Below are 15,765 nucleotides of genomic sequence, written 5' to 3'. Positions count from 1 at the left end.
CGGGAGGCCGGTGAATCGCGCTCAGTGTGTCCAGTGGATATCTTCAAGCACAAACGATGGGATTGAGCTGTTTTCCCATAACCCCTGCAGGTCCTTGTGCATCAGGTTGCGCTCCGGGCGAATAAACAGAAAGACATTGACCGCATCTTCAGCGATCTGTTTTTGGGCTTCGCCCAGCCAGTGGTTCAGCTCTTTGTCGGTGCGGGCATCCAGCACCTGTTTCCAGATCGCCTTGAAAGCGTCGTTAGCGTAATTGAAGTAGTAGTTGTCCCGGGCGTAGATATTGAGATCCATGGGTTCCACATGGATGATCAGCGTCAGGGCATAATCCTTGTCTGTAAACACCGACTGCATCCAGGTTTTCCAGTCCACCGGGTCCAGCTCGACCTTGAATCCGATCGCTTCCAGATCCTCGGCCAGCATCAGACCGCCGTAGCGGCCGTAATCAGTGGGAGGAACGGTGAGTTTGACCGGGGTTCCTTTATCGACCCCCGCTTCCCGCAGAAGCTCGCGGGCCCGCTTGGGGTCGTAGGGGTAGCGGTCGACCAGATCCACATAAGCCGGGTGGGAGGGTGGGAAATGACTGCCGATCAAGTCGGGATTGAACTGAGCGCCATACATCGTACGAAGTTCGTTTTTGTTGATGGCATGGGAGAGTGCCCGGCGAACCCGAATATCATCAAACGGGGGACGTCCATTGTTGATTGCCAGCAGCATTTTACTTTCGAGCTGGCGGTTGCTCATTTTGTAGTCAGGCCTTCCTCCAAATCGATTGGTAACCCGTGTCACACTCACCAGCCCGTCCACCATCCCTTCGGCGAGCATGTTCTCTGTGCCCGCCGTGGTTTGCATAAAATAGAACTCGGCCTGTTCCAGGTAGGGCTTTTCCCCCCAGTAATCGGCATTTCGCTTGAGCTTGAGCTTCTGGCCCGGTAGCCACTCGGCAAGACGGTACGGCCCCGTGCCGATGGGGTGCGTCGCGTTGCCAGCCACACTATCCGGGTGGACCATGACGGCAGCCGGCAGCGCCAGTGCGAACGTCAGCAGTGAGTCGGGGTGGTTCAGGTGGATCTGCAGTACATGCTCGGAGGTTGCTTCTACCGAACGGATTTTTTCAAACCACTTGCGTTGCGGGTTCTTTGAGTCGGCGCTCACAATCCGTTTGATGGAAAAGGCCGCACTGCGTGCATTAAAACGTTTACCGTCGTGAAAGCGTACGTCCTTGCGCAGGGAAAAGGTGTAGGTCAGTCCATCATCAGAAACGCTCCAGGTTTTGGCCAGACGTGGCGTTAGCTGGCCGTCACCGTCGATCACCGTCAGGCCTTCAAACAGGTTGCAGTAGGTAATTTCACCGGCGGCGGCAGCCGCGGTTTGAGTGGGGTCGAGGGTGGGCGGCTCAAGCTGCATACCCACTCGGATATCGAGGCGCGCCCAGGCCGGGAGTGCGAGCAGAAACAGGGCGATGAGCACAAACAGATGGAACGGCCTACGGCAGGCCGGTGCATTATTCCTTGGCATCATCATTCGCATTCGTCAGTCCCGTTCGGTCGTAAGAATAGGGTTCCAGCTGGTCGCAGACAACGCGGTTTCTGCCCAGATGCTTGGCGCGGTACAAGGCTTGATCGGCGGCGCCAAGCGCTTGACTGAGCAGGCCGTTTTCCGCTTCTTCTTCGCTGGTTGCCACGCTTGTATCCTCGAGGAAGGTCACTCCAAAGCTGATAGTCATGGTCAGTGTATGGCCCGGTTTCGGCTCAAACCGATAAGCGGCAACGGACTGACGGATCTGATCAAACAGGTGGAGACAGTCGTCCCGTGAGCGCATCGGCAAGATGGCAGCGAACTCTTCACCGCCGACACGGGCCAGGATATCGCTTTCTCTCAGTCCGCTTTTCAGGCGGGTGGCGGCTTCGGCCAGAACACGGTCACCGACCGCATGACCATAGCGGTCGTTGATCTCTTTGAAATGATCGATATCGCCCAGTGCGACACACAAGGGGGTCGAACTATTTCGAATCAGGCGATCGGCCGCTGCATAAAAGTGACGACGGTTGGCTAGCCCGGTGAGCGGGTCGTGTTCGGCAAGAAAGGCGAGCTCACCATTGATGCGCTGCATTTTGCTTTCCTGTTCTCGAATCCGTCGGATGTAGCCGGCCAGGGTGCGGGACAGTTGGGCGATCTCATCCTGCCCTTTTTGCTCAACCTGTTCAGGTTCGACGTTGTCTGCGTCCACCGCCGACTGAATGCGCCTGATACGTCGTACCACAGTCATTTCGAAGGTAAATCCGGTGGCCAGGGCCGTGAGCAGCAGTACTGCTGTCAGTAGAATCAGGTTACGCTGATGTTCCTCAATTTCGTCGTTGAGCTGGTTGCTGCGCTCAACCATCTGGCTGCGCATACTTGCCGAGTAGTAGCCCATCAGTACCGAGAGACGTCCGGCCAGTTCACGGTTGACGTCAGCGAGTGTGCGGATCAGGCGCATATCCTCGGGAGCGGCTTCACCGTCTATTCGCTTTCGGATCAGTCGGTTCAACAGATCGATGTTGGTCACAAGCTGAGATTGGGTGTTCTCGACCCGGCTGACGAGTACTCGGCTATCATCCTGCTTTAACAGGTTCTTGGTGAGCTTATTGATCCAGGTTGTGCGATCGGTGAGCTCAACCATGGCTGTGCGCCGCTCGGTATGGTTTTCAGCGGCAGCCAGCATCATTCCGAGACTGATCAGTGACTCGGTCTGCTGGACCAGGCGAACCGATGTCATCAGGTTTTCCATCTCGGCGCTGGCCATATCCTCCACCAACGTGTGAAGGCTGCCTACCGTTCGAGCAGTCAGCAGCGTTAGCCCAACGACGACCACAGCAATCACCGATGTGACCCCGACGGTTCTGGCGGTTAGCCCTGCACCGAAGCGACGTTGCATCTCAGGCGATCCCTGTAAATGTAGTTTTTGTTTCCATATTCAAACAATCTTATATATCAGGCTTCCTTGCAAGCATTTCCAAGGGGCTCGCACTAGACTGAGATTATCGGCCGCAATAGAGAAAACATAACCGGTTTGTGGAGTGCACGATAGTCAACTTTATTCAAGCCAACGGCCAGGCTCTCGTGTCAGGTTCAAGGAGATTCAGATGCCTAATTTAAGCACGCGGATAAACCGAGCCTGGAAAGGCGTCAGTCTTTTTTCTGTGGCGGTTGTGCTGGCTGCCTGTTCGGCGCCGAAGTACTGGTATGAACCCGTGGTCTCGGTTGGCACACTCAGCGGGGAGTGGAACGGAATGGTACGCAGTCAGGCGTTGACCCGTTATACATGGACCCGGATGGGAGGGCCTGTCTGGGTGGAGTGTAATGCCTATGCTGACCGGATTCGCTTCCAGGTACGTGATCAGGTGCTGGAGGCTGAGCTGGGCCGGGAAAAGCCGCTTCGGGTCGAAGCCGCCATTGATGGAGCGGGGCGCTTTCAGGCACAGGTTGCCTTTGAGGGGGAAACCTGGGTGTATGGTGGCGTCATGATGCTGGAAACCCAGCCACGGATGACAATCAGTGGTGTACTGCATGCGGATACCGGGCTGGGAGAAGGGGGTGTGTTTTTTGCGCCCGGAAACTCCAGGGTGGGGTGTGAGGGGCATTTTCGGGTGAGCCTGAACAGCGCGCCCGTGAGTGAAGAACACCTCGGTGAGCCGCTGGTACCCGGATACTGGATCGATGAAGCTGACATGCGGTGGGGGTCGTTGGGGTTGGTACGCCCGGTAGGGCCGGTGCCGTTTCGTCACGGCACCGGCCTGTTCTATTGAATTGTGGGGAATGCGAAGGTTGCGATGATCTCTTTTCTATCGGCACCGGTCAGGTTTTTGGCTGTATCGCTACGTAACGCTTTACGCAGATGGCTATCGAGGTTGTCCCTGAGCAGGCCCAGAAAATGAGGGGGCGCTGCCATATAGAAACCGGTTATCTCATTGGTATCGAGTGCGTGCCTGACCCGAGCAACAATATCCTTGGCGAAACGTCTATCTTCATGTTCTCTGGGGGTAACCTTTTCCGTCATGCCGTGGGCCCCTGATCCGCCGGCGTTGGTTTGCATTCCGGGTGCATCACTGGCGAGCGATTGCTCGGGCGTGCGAGCTTCGGGATGGACCAGATCCATGACCTCTTCAAGATCAGCTCGGGGTTTGTCCTGGGCGTAGATAATCGCTTTGGACGCATCGGCAACAACAATCCAGTTAGGCATATTTCACCTCTTGGTTGGTCGATCGGGGCACGGCGGACTAATGGGCCTGCCGTCTATCCAATGGGACTCCCTGTTGGTCAGGGGCCTTTTAAGCTGAAGCCGTGTGGAAGATGTACTGTGAGGCCTGCAGCTTGTTCAAGTATCGTTCATATTTCACGTCTTGCCTGCCCAGGCCGTCTCAGCCTCTGCAGCTCTTCAAAAAGGTAGGCGAAAAAACAGCTATTTCAACTGGATAGGAGAGTTACGAGAGACTGGACTGGTAAGTTTTGATCCAGTGTTCGAACTCAGTGGCAGGCATGGGGCGGGCGTGTAAATATCCCTGGGCAATATCACAGCCGTAACGGCGCAGGAGTGCGGCCTGGGCTTCGGTTTCTATACCTTCGGCAACAACCTCCAGCTTGAGCGATTGGCCCAGCGCCAGGATCGTTTTAACGATCTGGGCATCCTCTTCGTCATCAACCGCATCGAGTACAAATGAACGGTCAATTTTAAGGACATCCAGGGGCAGGCGTCTCAGATAGGCGAGGCTGGAATATCCTGTCCCGAAATCATCGACGGCCACGCGCATGCCGGCCTCCCGGCACTGTCTGAGGAAAACGGATACGGTTTCCGGATCCTCCATGATGACACTTTCGGTGAGCTCAAGCTCAATCTGTGAAATAGGTACTTCGTGCAGTTTGGTCAGGTTACGGATTCGGGTGAGGAGGTCCTGAGTTTCCAGCTGCCGGGCGGAAATGTTAATCGCGATCGGCAGGTTCAATCCCTGACGGCGCCAGCGGGCGACCTGTTGGCAGGCTTCGTTGATCACCCAGGCACCGATATCGCAGATCAGCGTGCTCTCTTCGGCTAAAGGAATAAACTCGCCCGGTGACTGCATCCCCTTCTCCGGATGGCGCCAGCGAACGAGGGCCTCGACGCCAACCACCGAACTGTCTGCAAAAGCGATTTTGGGTTGGTAGAACAGCTCCAGTTCGTTCTGGACCGTGGCCCGGCGCAGGTCCATCTCCATGTTGAGCCGATGCGATGTACGCTCGAGCATTTCATCCCGGAAAAAACGGTAGGTGTTGCCGCCAGCTGCCTTGGCGGCGTACATCGCCATATCCGCCCGTTTCATCAACTCGATCGATTCATCCCCATCTTCGGGAAAGAACCCCATCCCCATGGATGCGCTGATTTCCAGTTTATAACCCGGCAACTCGATGGGACGGGCAATGTCATCCAACAGGATTTGTGCCATGGATGCACACTGGCGTGGCGAGTTCAGGTTCTCCATCAGAACAACGAATTCGTCACCGCCGACCCGGGCTACTGTGTCGATCTTGCGTAACCGACGTTTGATGCGCTCCCCGATAATCTGCAGCAAACAGTCACCGATATCATGTCCCAGGGCATCGTTTACCCCTTTAAAGCGGTCCAGGTCGATAAACGTGACAGAGAACCGATTTTGCTTGGCGCGTGAATGCTTTACGGCCTGATGGATGCGCTCCAGCAAGAGTTCACGGTTGGGAAGGCCGGTCAGCGCATCGTGGAACGCCAGATGTTCTATATGCTCATCTTTCAGCCGCAACTCGGTGATATCGTGGAATACCGCCGCGTAACGGACCGGACGCCCATCTTCACCATCGATCCGGTTGATGGTCAACCACTCAAGAAACGCCTCTCCATCCTTGCGACGATTCCAGATTTCGCCCTGCCACTGACCCTCGCGATGTATCTGCTCCCACATCGCGGTATAGAACTCGGGCGGCTGGCGGTCGGAGCGTAGCATTCTGGGTGTATTGCCCAGCGCTTCGTCGGCACTGTAGCCGGTGATCTGAGTGAAAGCGGGGTTAACGGAGATAATTGTCCCGCGCGAGTCGGTGATCAGTACGCCCTCTGCTGAACTGCGAAAAACCGATGCAAAAAGCCGAACCTCCTCCGCGGCCACCTTCAGCTCGGTCAGGTCGTGTCCCACTGCCAGAACACTGACTGCCTGGCCGTCGGGGCCGGGTTCCGGGACCAGTTTGATATGGTGGTATCGGGATTCGCCCTCAGGGCTGTAAATCACCAGCTCGAGTTCCTGGGGCGTTCCGCTTGAAGCGACCTCGGAGACCGCTGACTCGACCTTGTGACAGTTGGCATCATGTTTGAACTCGCTGAGCCGGCGTCCGATGATACGCGCCAGGGGGAGCCCCAGGGTTCGCTCCATGGTTGGGTTGGCAAACAACACCCGCCCATCGGCGGCATAGCGCAGGATATTATCGGGAAGGTGTTCTGTCAGGGTCCGAAAGGCCAGCTCACGGTTCGCCAGCGTTTCCTGAGCACGGCGTTTCTCGGTGATGTCGTGCATGGTCAGCAGCAGATGATCCGTGCCGTCCATCTCGAACTTCGACATCTGTAACTCAGCCCAGAGCTCCCGGCCGAACGTGGAGATGAATTTTCGTTCCAGGGTTTCCGTGGTCCCGGCCTGCAGCACTCGCTCTGCGGCCTTGAGCAGGCCGGCGCGGCGCCAGGATTCGAGCTCGCGAAAGTTTTGACGCAGGAGTTCTTCGTGGGAGCCGCCGGTCAGTCGCGATGCAGCGGGGTTGGCCAGAACACATTGCCCATCCTGGCGGAACGCGATGATGGCTGAACTGGAGGCTTCCAGAATGGTTTTATTGAGCGCCAGCGCATTGGTCAGCTGGTTTTCAGCGGTTGGGCGTTGTGCTGCGGTTACAGCGGGCTGTGCGACGATCAAAACCGCACTGGAGGCGTTGTCGGTAAAACAGATCACCGTTGCTTCCACCCAGACAGAACTGCCGTCCATTCGCTGCAGATTAAGCGAGCAGTAGCATTGTGAACCGGGTTCCGGTTGGAGCAGCAGTGAGCCCAGGTTGTGGACAGGCGGCAGCAGACGGGCGGCAAAAGGCTGGCCAACCAAGTCAATTGCCTGGTTCGCGCCTACGAGGGAGCCGGCCATGTCGTTAAGGTAGTTGAGCCGTCCTTCCCGGGTCAGGAATATCGCATCCGGACTCTGGTTACTCAGCAGGTGGAACGGCTGTTCAGCAAGCGTCACCTTGCCTCCTTCCCTGTTTAGTTACCGAACAGATGGGTATTGCTGCCACCGTAAGTCCGATCCTTGTTGTTTTCGCTTAGTTTTAAATAGGAGTTTGACTAAAGTCAATGTACGCAATCTTTGTCAGGACTTTGTGCCTGTGTATCATTTTCTGATCAATCGGTCGAGCCAGGCCTATTACGCCTGTTGTCTCTCCATCCGATTGAATTTATTGTCGTAAACGTGCTTCTTATCAGTGCACAGGTTTCTCCACCCACAATAACAAGGACCTTGACATGGGTTATCTGAAACAATACCCCAACCGCGAAGGGTATTTCGGTGACTTTGGGGGCGCGTTCCTGCCACCGGAACTCGAGCCCCATTTTGCAGAGATCAACAGTGCTTATCTCGCGCTGGGGCGTTCGGCCGATTTTCTCAACGAGCTGCGTTACATCCGTAAACACTATCAGGGCCGGCCCACACCCGTTTATTACGCGCATAACCTGAGTCGGGAGGTGGGCGCACATATCTACCTTAAGCGCGAGGATTTGAACCACTCCGGCGCACACAAGCTCAATCACTGTATGGCTGAAGCGTTGCTGGCCAAGCATATGGGTAAACGTAAGCTGATTGCCGAAACCGGTGCAGGTCAGCATGGCGTCGCGCTTGCGACCGCCGCAGCTTACTTTGGCATGGAGTGCGAAATCCATATGGGCGAGATCGATATCGCCAAGGAGTCGCCCAACGTGACCCGGATGAAGTTGCTGGGGGCTGAAGTGGTGCCGGTTGGTTTTGGCGGCCGTAGTCTGAAAGAGGCGGTGGATTCAGCGTTCCAGTCATACCTGGGGCAGGCTGACACTGCACTTTTTGCCATCGGTTCTGTGGTGGGCCCGCATCCGTTTCCGATGATGGTCCGGGATTTTCAGTCTGTGATTGGGCTGGAAGCCAAAGAGCAGTTTATTGAGCTGGTGGGCGAACTGCCGGATCAGGTGGGTGCCTGTGTTGGCGGCGGTTCCAATGCATTGGGGTTGTTCAGCGCCTTCCTGGATGATGAGGGCGTCTGCCTGAACGGGGTCGAGCCACTCGGGAAAGGAACGAAGCTTGGTGAACATTCTGCGACCATGACATTCGGTAAGCCGGGCATGATTCATGGCTTTAAATGCCTGTTGTTGACCGATGAAGAGGGGAATCCGGCACCCGTGCACTCCATCGCGTCCGGGCTTGATTATCCAGGCGTGGGGCCCGAACACTCCTTCCTGAAGACAGCTGGCAAGGTGATTTACCATGCCATCAGTGATGATGAAACCCTGGATGCCTTCTACAAGCTTTCTCGCATGGAAGGAATTATCCCGGCGTTGGAGAGTGCCCATGCCGTCGCCTGGGCGATGAAGCATGGCCGAGAGAATCCGGGCGAGACGATTCTGATCAATCTGTCCGGCCGTGGCGATAAGGATATCGATTACGTCTCGGAAACCTTTGGCTTCGAAAATTAAACGAATCCCGCCGCTGATCGGCCAGGGAGGGCTGATCTTGCACCCCGCCTTAATGTTTTCTTGTTGCTGGCAACGCTTTAAACTGAAGGTAATTCGTCGAGAAACACCCGGAGGTCTGCGGTATGGGGTGGAGCCGTTCAGGCCACATAGGCCAATTCACGTTTGTTGCTGTGTTGCTGTCTATCCTGCTTGTGTGGAGCCCGCAGGCGCTTGCCGATCATCAAAATGATCAGGGGCTTATCCTAGCAACCTACCCCTTTGGTGATGCCAAGCGCATCCACTCGGCGTTTACCCCCTTGGCCATGTACCTCGAGCAACGTCTCGAAACACCGATACGTCTGGTGGTGACCCGAGACTACGGTGAGCTGGCGGATCGTCTTAATAACGGCACCATTGACCTGGCCTGGATCGGTTCGGCCAATTACGTGAATACCCTCGAGGATCCGGTGCCGCCAACGTATATCGCAACCTATCGGGAACGCTCGAAGGAGAGCGGAGAGCTTCAGGCCTTTTATCGTGCGGCGATCATTACGTTGCAAAGCGCGCCCTATCAGACGCTGGAAGCGCTTAAGGGCACGCGCTTTGGTTTCACCGATCCAGACTCCACCTCCGGACATGCCTATCCGCGAATGATGCTTGCTCAACAGCAGATTGTGCCGGAAGATTTTTTCAGTGAGACGTACTTCCTGGGGACCCATCTGGGGGTGGTTGAGGCACTCTTGGCCGGTTCTATCCATGCCGGGGCCGTTTCCGATGGGACCTACTACAACGCCGTGGCTGAGCACCCGGGGACGTTCCGGGTATTGACCTGGTCCGATCCGATCCCGCTGGACGCCTTTGTTGCCGCTCCCTCCCTGTCGGAGAAACGGGTGGAACAGGTTCGTCAGGCATTGTTGTCGATCGGTGCGGATGATCATCCGGTCAACCGGTCGATTCGTGATCATTTGAATTGGCCCGCTGCCGGATTTGAGCAACGTTCTGCGGACTTCTATCGACCGCTTTTGGAGGCCTTGGCCGGTGTTCGTTTGCGAGCGGCGCACTGATGAAGCTGGTGCGGCAGGTGATGTTAACGGCCGTTGTGCCTCTGGTCGGTGTTCTGCTGATCGGCCTTTGGTTGCTGAACGGCGCTGTTGACAGGCAGCGAGAACAGGTCCAGCACGAAGACGAGCTGCTTGAGCAGGTGGTGCAGGGACGCCTTGATACGCTGCTTCACCACATCGAGGCGGCAAGTCGAATTCTGGCACAGAGCAGCGAAGCCGCTCGTGCTGTGGAAAGTAATGATGTTCAGACCCTGTATGCGCTGGGACAGCAGTATGAGCCCCTGCAGATTGATCGCATCATCTACCTGGATTTAGAGGGGCGCGTGCTGAGTCGTTCCGATGACCGCTACCGTTTCGGTGATCAACTCGGGAGTGACGCCGTCAGGTTGTTGTTGGAGGGTGGCGTGCAGGCCGGTGAACGCGTAGCCGGCCTGTTTCGGGAAAGTGACGGACTCTACCACCAGATTGCCCGGCCTGTGCTTCTGTATCGAGAGATACCCATCGGCCTGGTAGTGACCTTTGTAAAAGTCACGCCGCAGCGGCTGCAGGAGCTTGTGTTGGGTACCGGCGCTGATCTTGAGCTCAAAGTGGACAGCGAGCGCTTTACGTCGTTGTTGGCTGAGAACGCTGATAGCCCGGGTATTCGCAGGGAAATTCCGATGACTGTTGCCGGCAGTGGTGATGGACTGCCAATCCAGGGTGCCCGGATTCTGCTGCATCAGGATCGTGGGATGCACTCCGTGGATAGCCTGGCCGGTCAGTTCCTGCTGCTGTTTGCCGGGCTGCTGGTCGTACTGCCCCTGCTGCTTATGATGATTTTGAGGCGCTATCTGCGTCCCTACACCGGGTTGGTAGATCGCTTGCAGCTGCTGAGTCTGGGTGACAGCAATTTACGTGAGCTGCGTACGACACTGCGTTCCGATTTTCAGAGGGCGCCGGAAGAGGTGCGTCGTGTGGCCGGTGCCGTTGCTGATATGACTCAGATTCTGGAGCTGCAGATGGGAGAGCTCGAGACGCTCGCGGTCACCGATCAATTGACCGGTTTGAAAAACCGCCGTTTCGCAGAAAGTGTTTTGCAGACCGAGATGGCACGGATTCAGCGCCATGGCGGCCAACTCAGCGTGCTGCTGGTGGATTTGGATGAGTTCAAATTGATTAACGACCGGCTGGGTCATGCTGAAGGGGATGCGCACCTGAGGCGCGTGGCGTCCGAGTTTGAGAAGACCTGTGGACACCGTGATGTGATTGCTCGTTGGGGCGGTGAGGAGTTCCTTGTTTTATCGACGGAGCTTGTCCTTGAGGACGCGCTGGCATTGGCTGAAAAACTGCGCAGGCTGGTGGATGAGAACAGGCAGCCTGAGCTTAAAACGATTGCTGCCGGAGGCTGTGTCGGTACCCTCAGTATTGGCGTCGCTCAGTGGTGCCCGGAGGAGTCGGTAGAGCAGTTGTTAAACCGAACCGATAGAGCCCTTTATCAAGCAAAGGCACGCGGCCGGAACCGGGTTGAGTGGAGCGAAGCGACCATACAGTCCACTGAAATTCCGTCTACCGACTAGGTCATCAGCTCGGGGTATGGGGGCCCTGTGGTGGTGCAGTAAGTGCACGCTCGTGGTTCGGCTTCTCCGGTGTTGTTTTATAAGCGATTGAAAAATAAATGTGTAATGGTGGCACACCGAGTGCATAATGCTTCCCGCAGACTAGTTCTGCGCCGGGAGCTGCGATCTACCCATCGTCTGACTCCCCATGGATAGGGTCCACAAGACCCTGTAATCAGATTTTTTCGGTTCGAACCGCCAAAAGCGGAGGGAGTCGTTTGTATGGTCACCACACACCGTTGGCTTTCCATTCTGGAAGGCTGTCTGCTCGTAGCGCTGGGCATCCATCTGCTCAACTCATCCAACCTGTTGATCAGCGGCACTGCCGGGCTCGGTTTGACGCTGCAGCACGTTACCGGTCTGACCTTTGGTCAGCTGTTCTTTATTTTGAACCTGCCGTTTTATCTGCTGGCTATCCGTTATATGGGATGGTCTTTCACACTGAGAACCTTCACCGCCGTGAGTCTGCTGGCGTTGCTCTCGGAGTTGATGCGTCGTTGGCTCGACTTTACCGTGGTCCAGCCAGCCTTGGCGGCTATCCTGGGTGGTCTCCTGGTAGGCTTCGGGCTGATTATTCTGTTCCGTCATCAGGCGTCACTGGGTGGCATCAATATTCTGGCCATGTACCTGGAGCGCCGTTTTGATATTCATGCGGGCAAGACAACTCTGGCCTGTGACATCCTGATTCTGTCTCTGGCCTGTCTGGTGTTTACGCCGGAACAGATCGCCTATGCGTTGCTGGCGTTTCTGGCGCTCAGTTCCGTGATGGGCCGCTACCACCGACCACCCGCCTGGGCTCGGGTACCTCAGGCGAGTTAAGGTTTGTTGAAGGAAGGAAAAAAACATAAAAGGCAGCCTGTGTCCTGCTTGGGCACTGACAAAATAAGATGACTTCGGGGTCTGGGTTTCGTATTCGCGTGTAGAGCTGCAATTATAGTTTACGGGGTGTGGCAAAGCGCAGAGCGTATGTTCAGGGGTTTAAGTTTGGGTCTGGCTTCTGCTCGGGCTGCTTGGGCTTGATGTCTGTATTTTCAAAAGCACTACGCTGAGGTGAAGAAAATTGAAGGCGCTTCATGGTTGTTGTGTAAGTTGTTGAAATATAACGATTTGTTTGTTTTTTTTAGTGGGGCGTGTTGAAAACATGTCAGATACGGACTGATTGAAAAACTCACCGGGTTTTTTATCTTTGGCCACGTGGTATCATTCGCAGGCTGAGCGTAGCGCTCATCTAATGAGCATGCTCTGTGGATGATTACCGCCGTCGCACTGAGTGGTCAAGTAGCGCTATCGTCACTTTAGATATTTGCTAACTCTAGAATAAACCTTTTAACAGAAATTAATTATGGAGACCCCCATGCCTAGAGACACTAAAGGCATCTTAGTAGTTTTTGATGGCATAGATGGTGCGGGGAAAACAACGCAAGTGACCTTACTGGCTGATTTGCTACGGAAGGTAGGTCTCGGGGTCACAACATCTAAAGAGCCGACGGACGGGCAATGGGGCAAGGTTATTCGAGAGTCAGCAAAAATAGAAAGAATGCCCATTGCTAAAGAGCTCCAGTACTTTATTTTGGATCGTAAAGAGCACTTGGAAGAAATTGTGACTCCGGCACTTGAGGCGGGCAATGTCGTAATCCTTGATCGCTATTACTATTCGACTATTTGCTATCAGGGCGCGCGCGGAGAGGATAAAGAAAAGCTTAGAGATACTGTAATGTCCGCAGCTCTCCTTCCGGATATTTCTTTTATTCTTGATGTTAATCCACTGATATCTCAGGATCGAATTAAGAATAGAGATGGCTTGCCAAATAAATTTGAAGACTTTAATGAGTTAGTTAAGGTAAGAGAAATTTACGAATGGTTGTGTCATGTGGATAAAACTTTATACGAAATTGATTCATCTCTTACGATAATGGATATCCACTATTCAATTGTAAATATTTTGATAGATACTGTTCTGAAAGATAAATTTTGTTTTAAGGATTATGGCTGTGATGATGTTCTCGGTTGTGGGTATAGAATGTCTGGAACGTGTGAGTGGGCTAATATAAGAGAATCTATGCTTTTGGGGCTTGAAAAACCGAAAAAATATCCAGCTCTAAAATATCACAAACCGTAAACTAATTTTTCTCTATAAATGTCAATGATTGATAAAAATGAATTTTTTGATGTGGGGACTATTTCGGATACAGAAATAAAGAGGCTCTGCAGTAGTAATCGTTTAATTGTAGAAAATTATGATGAAAGAAATATTAAGCAGTGCTGCTATGAATTGACAGCTAGTAATATATATTACGAACTTAGTGATGTGAAAAGCCCTCCTAGAAGTCTTGTTGAAAATAATGGTTATATATTAATAAAGCCAAAGCAAAATATTGTAGTTATAACCAAGGAGGTAATTAATCTTGATCGTGATATGCTGGGAAGAATACTTAGTAAGGGGAAGCTTTTTTCTATAGGCTTGTTACCCGTTAATACGTATGCAGACCCTGGGTTTCATGGGAATCTTGGTATAGTATTCTATAATTCATCGCACGACTATATCAAGATATTTCCTGGTGAACGAATAGCTAAGATTGAATTCTCGAAGTTGAAAACTCCAGTTGATAATACGTATCATGGACAGCATGGATACCAAACGGAGATTTGGCCAATTCCAACGAATATGCTACTAACTGAAGATGAAATAAGAAAAGACTCAAGAATCAGGAATAAAGCGCAAGAAATTGAAGTGAGCTATGGAAAAGATATGGCAGCTATATATCGAAAGCTATTTGTTTATTTTCGATCGACAATAGTTGCGGCCTGTCTTTTTTTTATTGCTATGATACTTCTTATTTCTAGCCTAGCGCAAGGTGATAAAGTCGACACTGGAATTACGATATTATTTGGAGTCGCAAGTAATATAATTGTTTCGCTAGCTACTTTTTTAATTACGGCGATAGGTAATAGGAAAAAATGAATATTAACGATATCGTCAACTTACAGCATGAATTCGACAAAAGCCATGGATGGAGCCTAGAAAGCTCGTCAAATATTGAGCTTGTCGACTGGGTTTCAAGGGATATTGTTGGAATTGTAGGTGAACTTGGAGAGTTCTCAAATATAATTAAAAAGGCAGCTCTTTTAAGGGACGATGAAAACGAAGTTGATGACTTTATTTTAAAAAATATGGCTCATTTACATGAAGAGATAATAGATATTTTCATATATGTTATGAGAATAGCTACACATACGGGACTAAATATAGAAGAAGAGTACTTGAAAAAATTAAGTGCCAATAAAAAACGGTTTTATAAGTTTGAAAGAAATTGATTTTTCAAAAAAAGAGTTTTTAACGAATAGTAGATTTTCACTCGCTCCAATTAATACAGGCTTCGGAAATAATGGAGCACCTACAGGACGTTTAATTAGATTTCATAGTGACCGTTCAGGAAAAAATATAGCGATTAGCTATGTTGGAAATGTGGCGATAGATAGCGCATTCTGTACAAATGAAAGTACTTTAATTTTAAGACAAAATGAGCCAGGTTGGAACGAACTAACAAGTGCTATAAGCAGTAATGGGTCCCTGCCGGGGATTCAAATTTCTTGTCGATTTTTCAATATCCCAGCTAATAGAAAGTGGCGTGACAATAATTCGGTTGGTAAGGTTCATCTTTACCGAAACTTCATTGCTTCTTTGAGTACTCATGAAATTGATTTGATATTTGAATCCTTTTTGAAAGCGGCTATTTTAGCTTCAGAGTATGGATTCGAGGTTCTTCAAATACATGCAGCTCACGGTTACTTCTTGTCTTGCTTGATGAATCCTATGTTAAATAATAGAAGTGACAAGTATAATATTGATAACATCGGTGGGGTGTGCGACTTACTTGCTAATATTAGAAAATACTGTCCTGACTCTATATTGGATATTAGAGTGTCATGTTTTGAAGGTTTGAGTAGGGACCCATTGAATGAGTGGAATATTAAAATAAAGCAGATTAAGCTACTAGAGAGCTATGGTTACGATATTGTTAGCTTGTCTGCAGGATTTTATGACTTATCAAAGAATTTAATTTATCCTGGTCGTCGGGATGGCTTGAATGTTTATCTTCAGTATTGTGAAGAGCTTGCGGGGCAGCTTAGAAAGGCTCTAGTTAGTGTTTCGGGCAATATAAGGAACTTGAAAGATCTTGAACAAAAACCTTCTAATATTGTTTTTGGTATAGGGAGGCCGCTAGTGGCAGATCCTTATTTTGTCGAGAAATCTTTGGCGCAACGCGAAAACGATATTAAACACTGTGTTTGGTCGGGGCTTTGTCATTACTATACTAGAGGCTATAAGCATATATTCTGCAAAATTAATGATGACATATAGAGTGTTTTATGTCTTATTTGCAGTCTTATGGTGGATTGG

The 15,765-nt window shown here is 52.0% G+C and carries 13 protein-coding genes; 9 read left to right on the top strand and 4 right to left on the bottom strand.

Annotated elements, in window-relative coordinates:
* Window positions 1–21 precede the first annotated feature (21 nt).
* Together G403_RS0114150 and G403_RS24585 are read right to left on the bottom strand one after the other, a co-directional pair.
* The gene (locus tag G403_RS0114150; RefSeq protein ID WP_051299057.1) at window positions 22–1,530 is read right to left on the bottom strand and encodes an ABC transporter substrate-binding protein; all 1,509 of its coding nucleotides are present in this window, start codon (window positions 1,528–1,530) and stop codon (window positions 22–24) included.
* Window positions 1,505–2,917, bottom strand: a complete 1,413-nt coding sequence (locus tag G403_RS24585) for a GGDEF domain-containing protein (protein WP_051299056.1) — start codon at window positions 2,915–2,917, stop codon at window positions 1,505–1,507. The genes G403_RS0114150 and G403_RS24585 overlap by 26 nt, the downstream gene beginning before the upstream one ends.
* Window positions 2,918–3,125: 208 nt before the next feature.
* On the opposite strand from G403_RS24585, the gene G403_RS0114140 reads away from it, so the two are divergent.
* A complete protein-coding gene (locus G403_RS0114140) occupies window positions 3,126–3,788 on the top strand; it encodes a hypothetical protein (protein ID WP_027854558.1) in 663 nt (220 codons plus the stop codon).
* Here the strand turns inward: G403_RS0114140 and G403_RS0114135 are convergent.
* Both G403_RS0114135 and G403_RS23430 read right to left on the bottom strand, forming a co-directional pair.
* The gene (locus G403_RS0114135) at window positions 3,782–4,222 is read right to left on the bottom strand and encodes a host attachment protein (RefSeq protein ID WP_027854557.1); all 441 of its coding nucleotides are present in this window, start codon (window positions 4,220–4,222) and stop codon (window positions 3,782–3,784) included. The two genes, G403_RS0114140 and G403_RS0114135, sit on opposite strands and share 7 nt — an antisense overlap.
* Before the next feature lie 241 nt (window positions 4,223–4,463).
* Entirely contained in the window at window positions 4,464–7,256 is a 2,793-nt protein-coding gene (locus G403_RS23430) for a bifunctional diguanylate cyclase/phosphodiesterase (RefSeq protein WP_051299053.1), read from the bottom strand.
* A gap of 275 nt (window positions 7,257–7,531) precedes the next feature.
* Between G403_RS23430 and trpB the strand changes: the two genes are divergently transcribed.
* From trpB to G403_RS24995, 8 genes are all read left to right on the top strand, one after another.
* The gene (gene trpB / locus G403_RS0114125; protein WP_027854556.1) at window positions 7,532–8,728 is read left to right on the top strand and encodes a tryptophan synthase subunit beta; all 1,197 of its coding nucleotides are present in this window, start codon (window positions 7,532–7,534) and stop codon (window positions 8,726–8,728) included.
* Between the two features lie 122 nt (window positions 8,729–8,850).
* On the top strand, window positions 8,851–9,771 hold the full coding sequence (locus G403_RS0114120) for a phosphate/phosphite/phosphonate ABC transporter substrate-binding protein (RefSeq protein WP_027854555.1): 921 nt from the start codon (window positions 8,851–8,853) through the stop codon (window positions 9,769–9,771).
* Window positions 9,771–11,324, top strand: a complete 1,554-nt coding sequence (locus tag G403_RS24580) for a GGDEF domain-containing protein (protein ID WP_051299052.1) — start codon at window positions 9,771–9,773, stop codon at window positions 11,322–11,324. The genes G403_RS0114120 and G403_RS24580 overlap by 1 nt, the downstream gene beginning before the upstream one ends.
* A 261-nt stretch (window positions 11,325–11,585) precedes the next feature.
* Entirely contained in the window at window positions 11,586–12,182 is a 597-nt protein-coding gene (locus G403_RS0114110; RefSeq protein WP_027854554.1) for a YitT family protein, read from the top strand.
* A gap of 535 nt (window positions 12,183–12,717) precedes the next feature.
* Window positions 12,718–13,482 (top strand): dTMP kinase, encoded by a 765-nt coding sequence (gene tmk, locus G403_RS23420; RefSeq protein WP_051299050.1) that lies wholly within the window; start codon window positions 12,718–12,720, stop codon window positions 13,480–13,482.
* 24 nt (window positions 13,483–13,506) lie between these two features.
* Window positions 13,507–14,325, top strand: coding sequence for a dCTP deaminase (locus tag G403_RS0114100; protein WP_169719910.1), 819 nt, complete (start codon window positions 13,507–13,509; stop codon window positions 14,323–14,325).
* Window positions 14,322–14,678, top strand: a complete 357-nt coding sequence (locus tag G403_RS23415; protein WP_051299048.1) for a hypothetical protein — start codon at window positions 14,322–14,324, stop codon at window positions 14,676–14,678. The genes G403_RS0114100 and G403_RS23415 overlap by 4 nt, the downstream gene beginning before the upstream one ends.
* Window positions 14,665–15,726, top strand: a complete 1,062-nt coding sequence (locus tag G403_RS24995; RefSeq protein ID WP_169719909.1) for an oxidoreductase — start codon at window positions 14,665–14,667, stop codon at window positions 15,724–15,726. The genes G403_RS23415 and G403_RS24995 overlap by 14 nt, the downstream gene beginning before the upstream one ends.
* Window positions 15,727–15,765 lie beyond the last annotated feature (39 nt).

Origin of the sequence: Marinobacterium litorale DSM 23545, from assembly GCF_000428985.1 — a bacterium.
Taxonomy (GTDB): domain Bacteria; phylum Pseudomonadota; class Gammaproteobacteria; order Pseudomonadales; family Balneatricaceae; genus Marinobacterium_D; species Marinobacterium_D litorale.
Note: the sequence above shows the minus strand (reverse complement) of the source record. Positions and strands in the feature narration are given on the sequence as shown.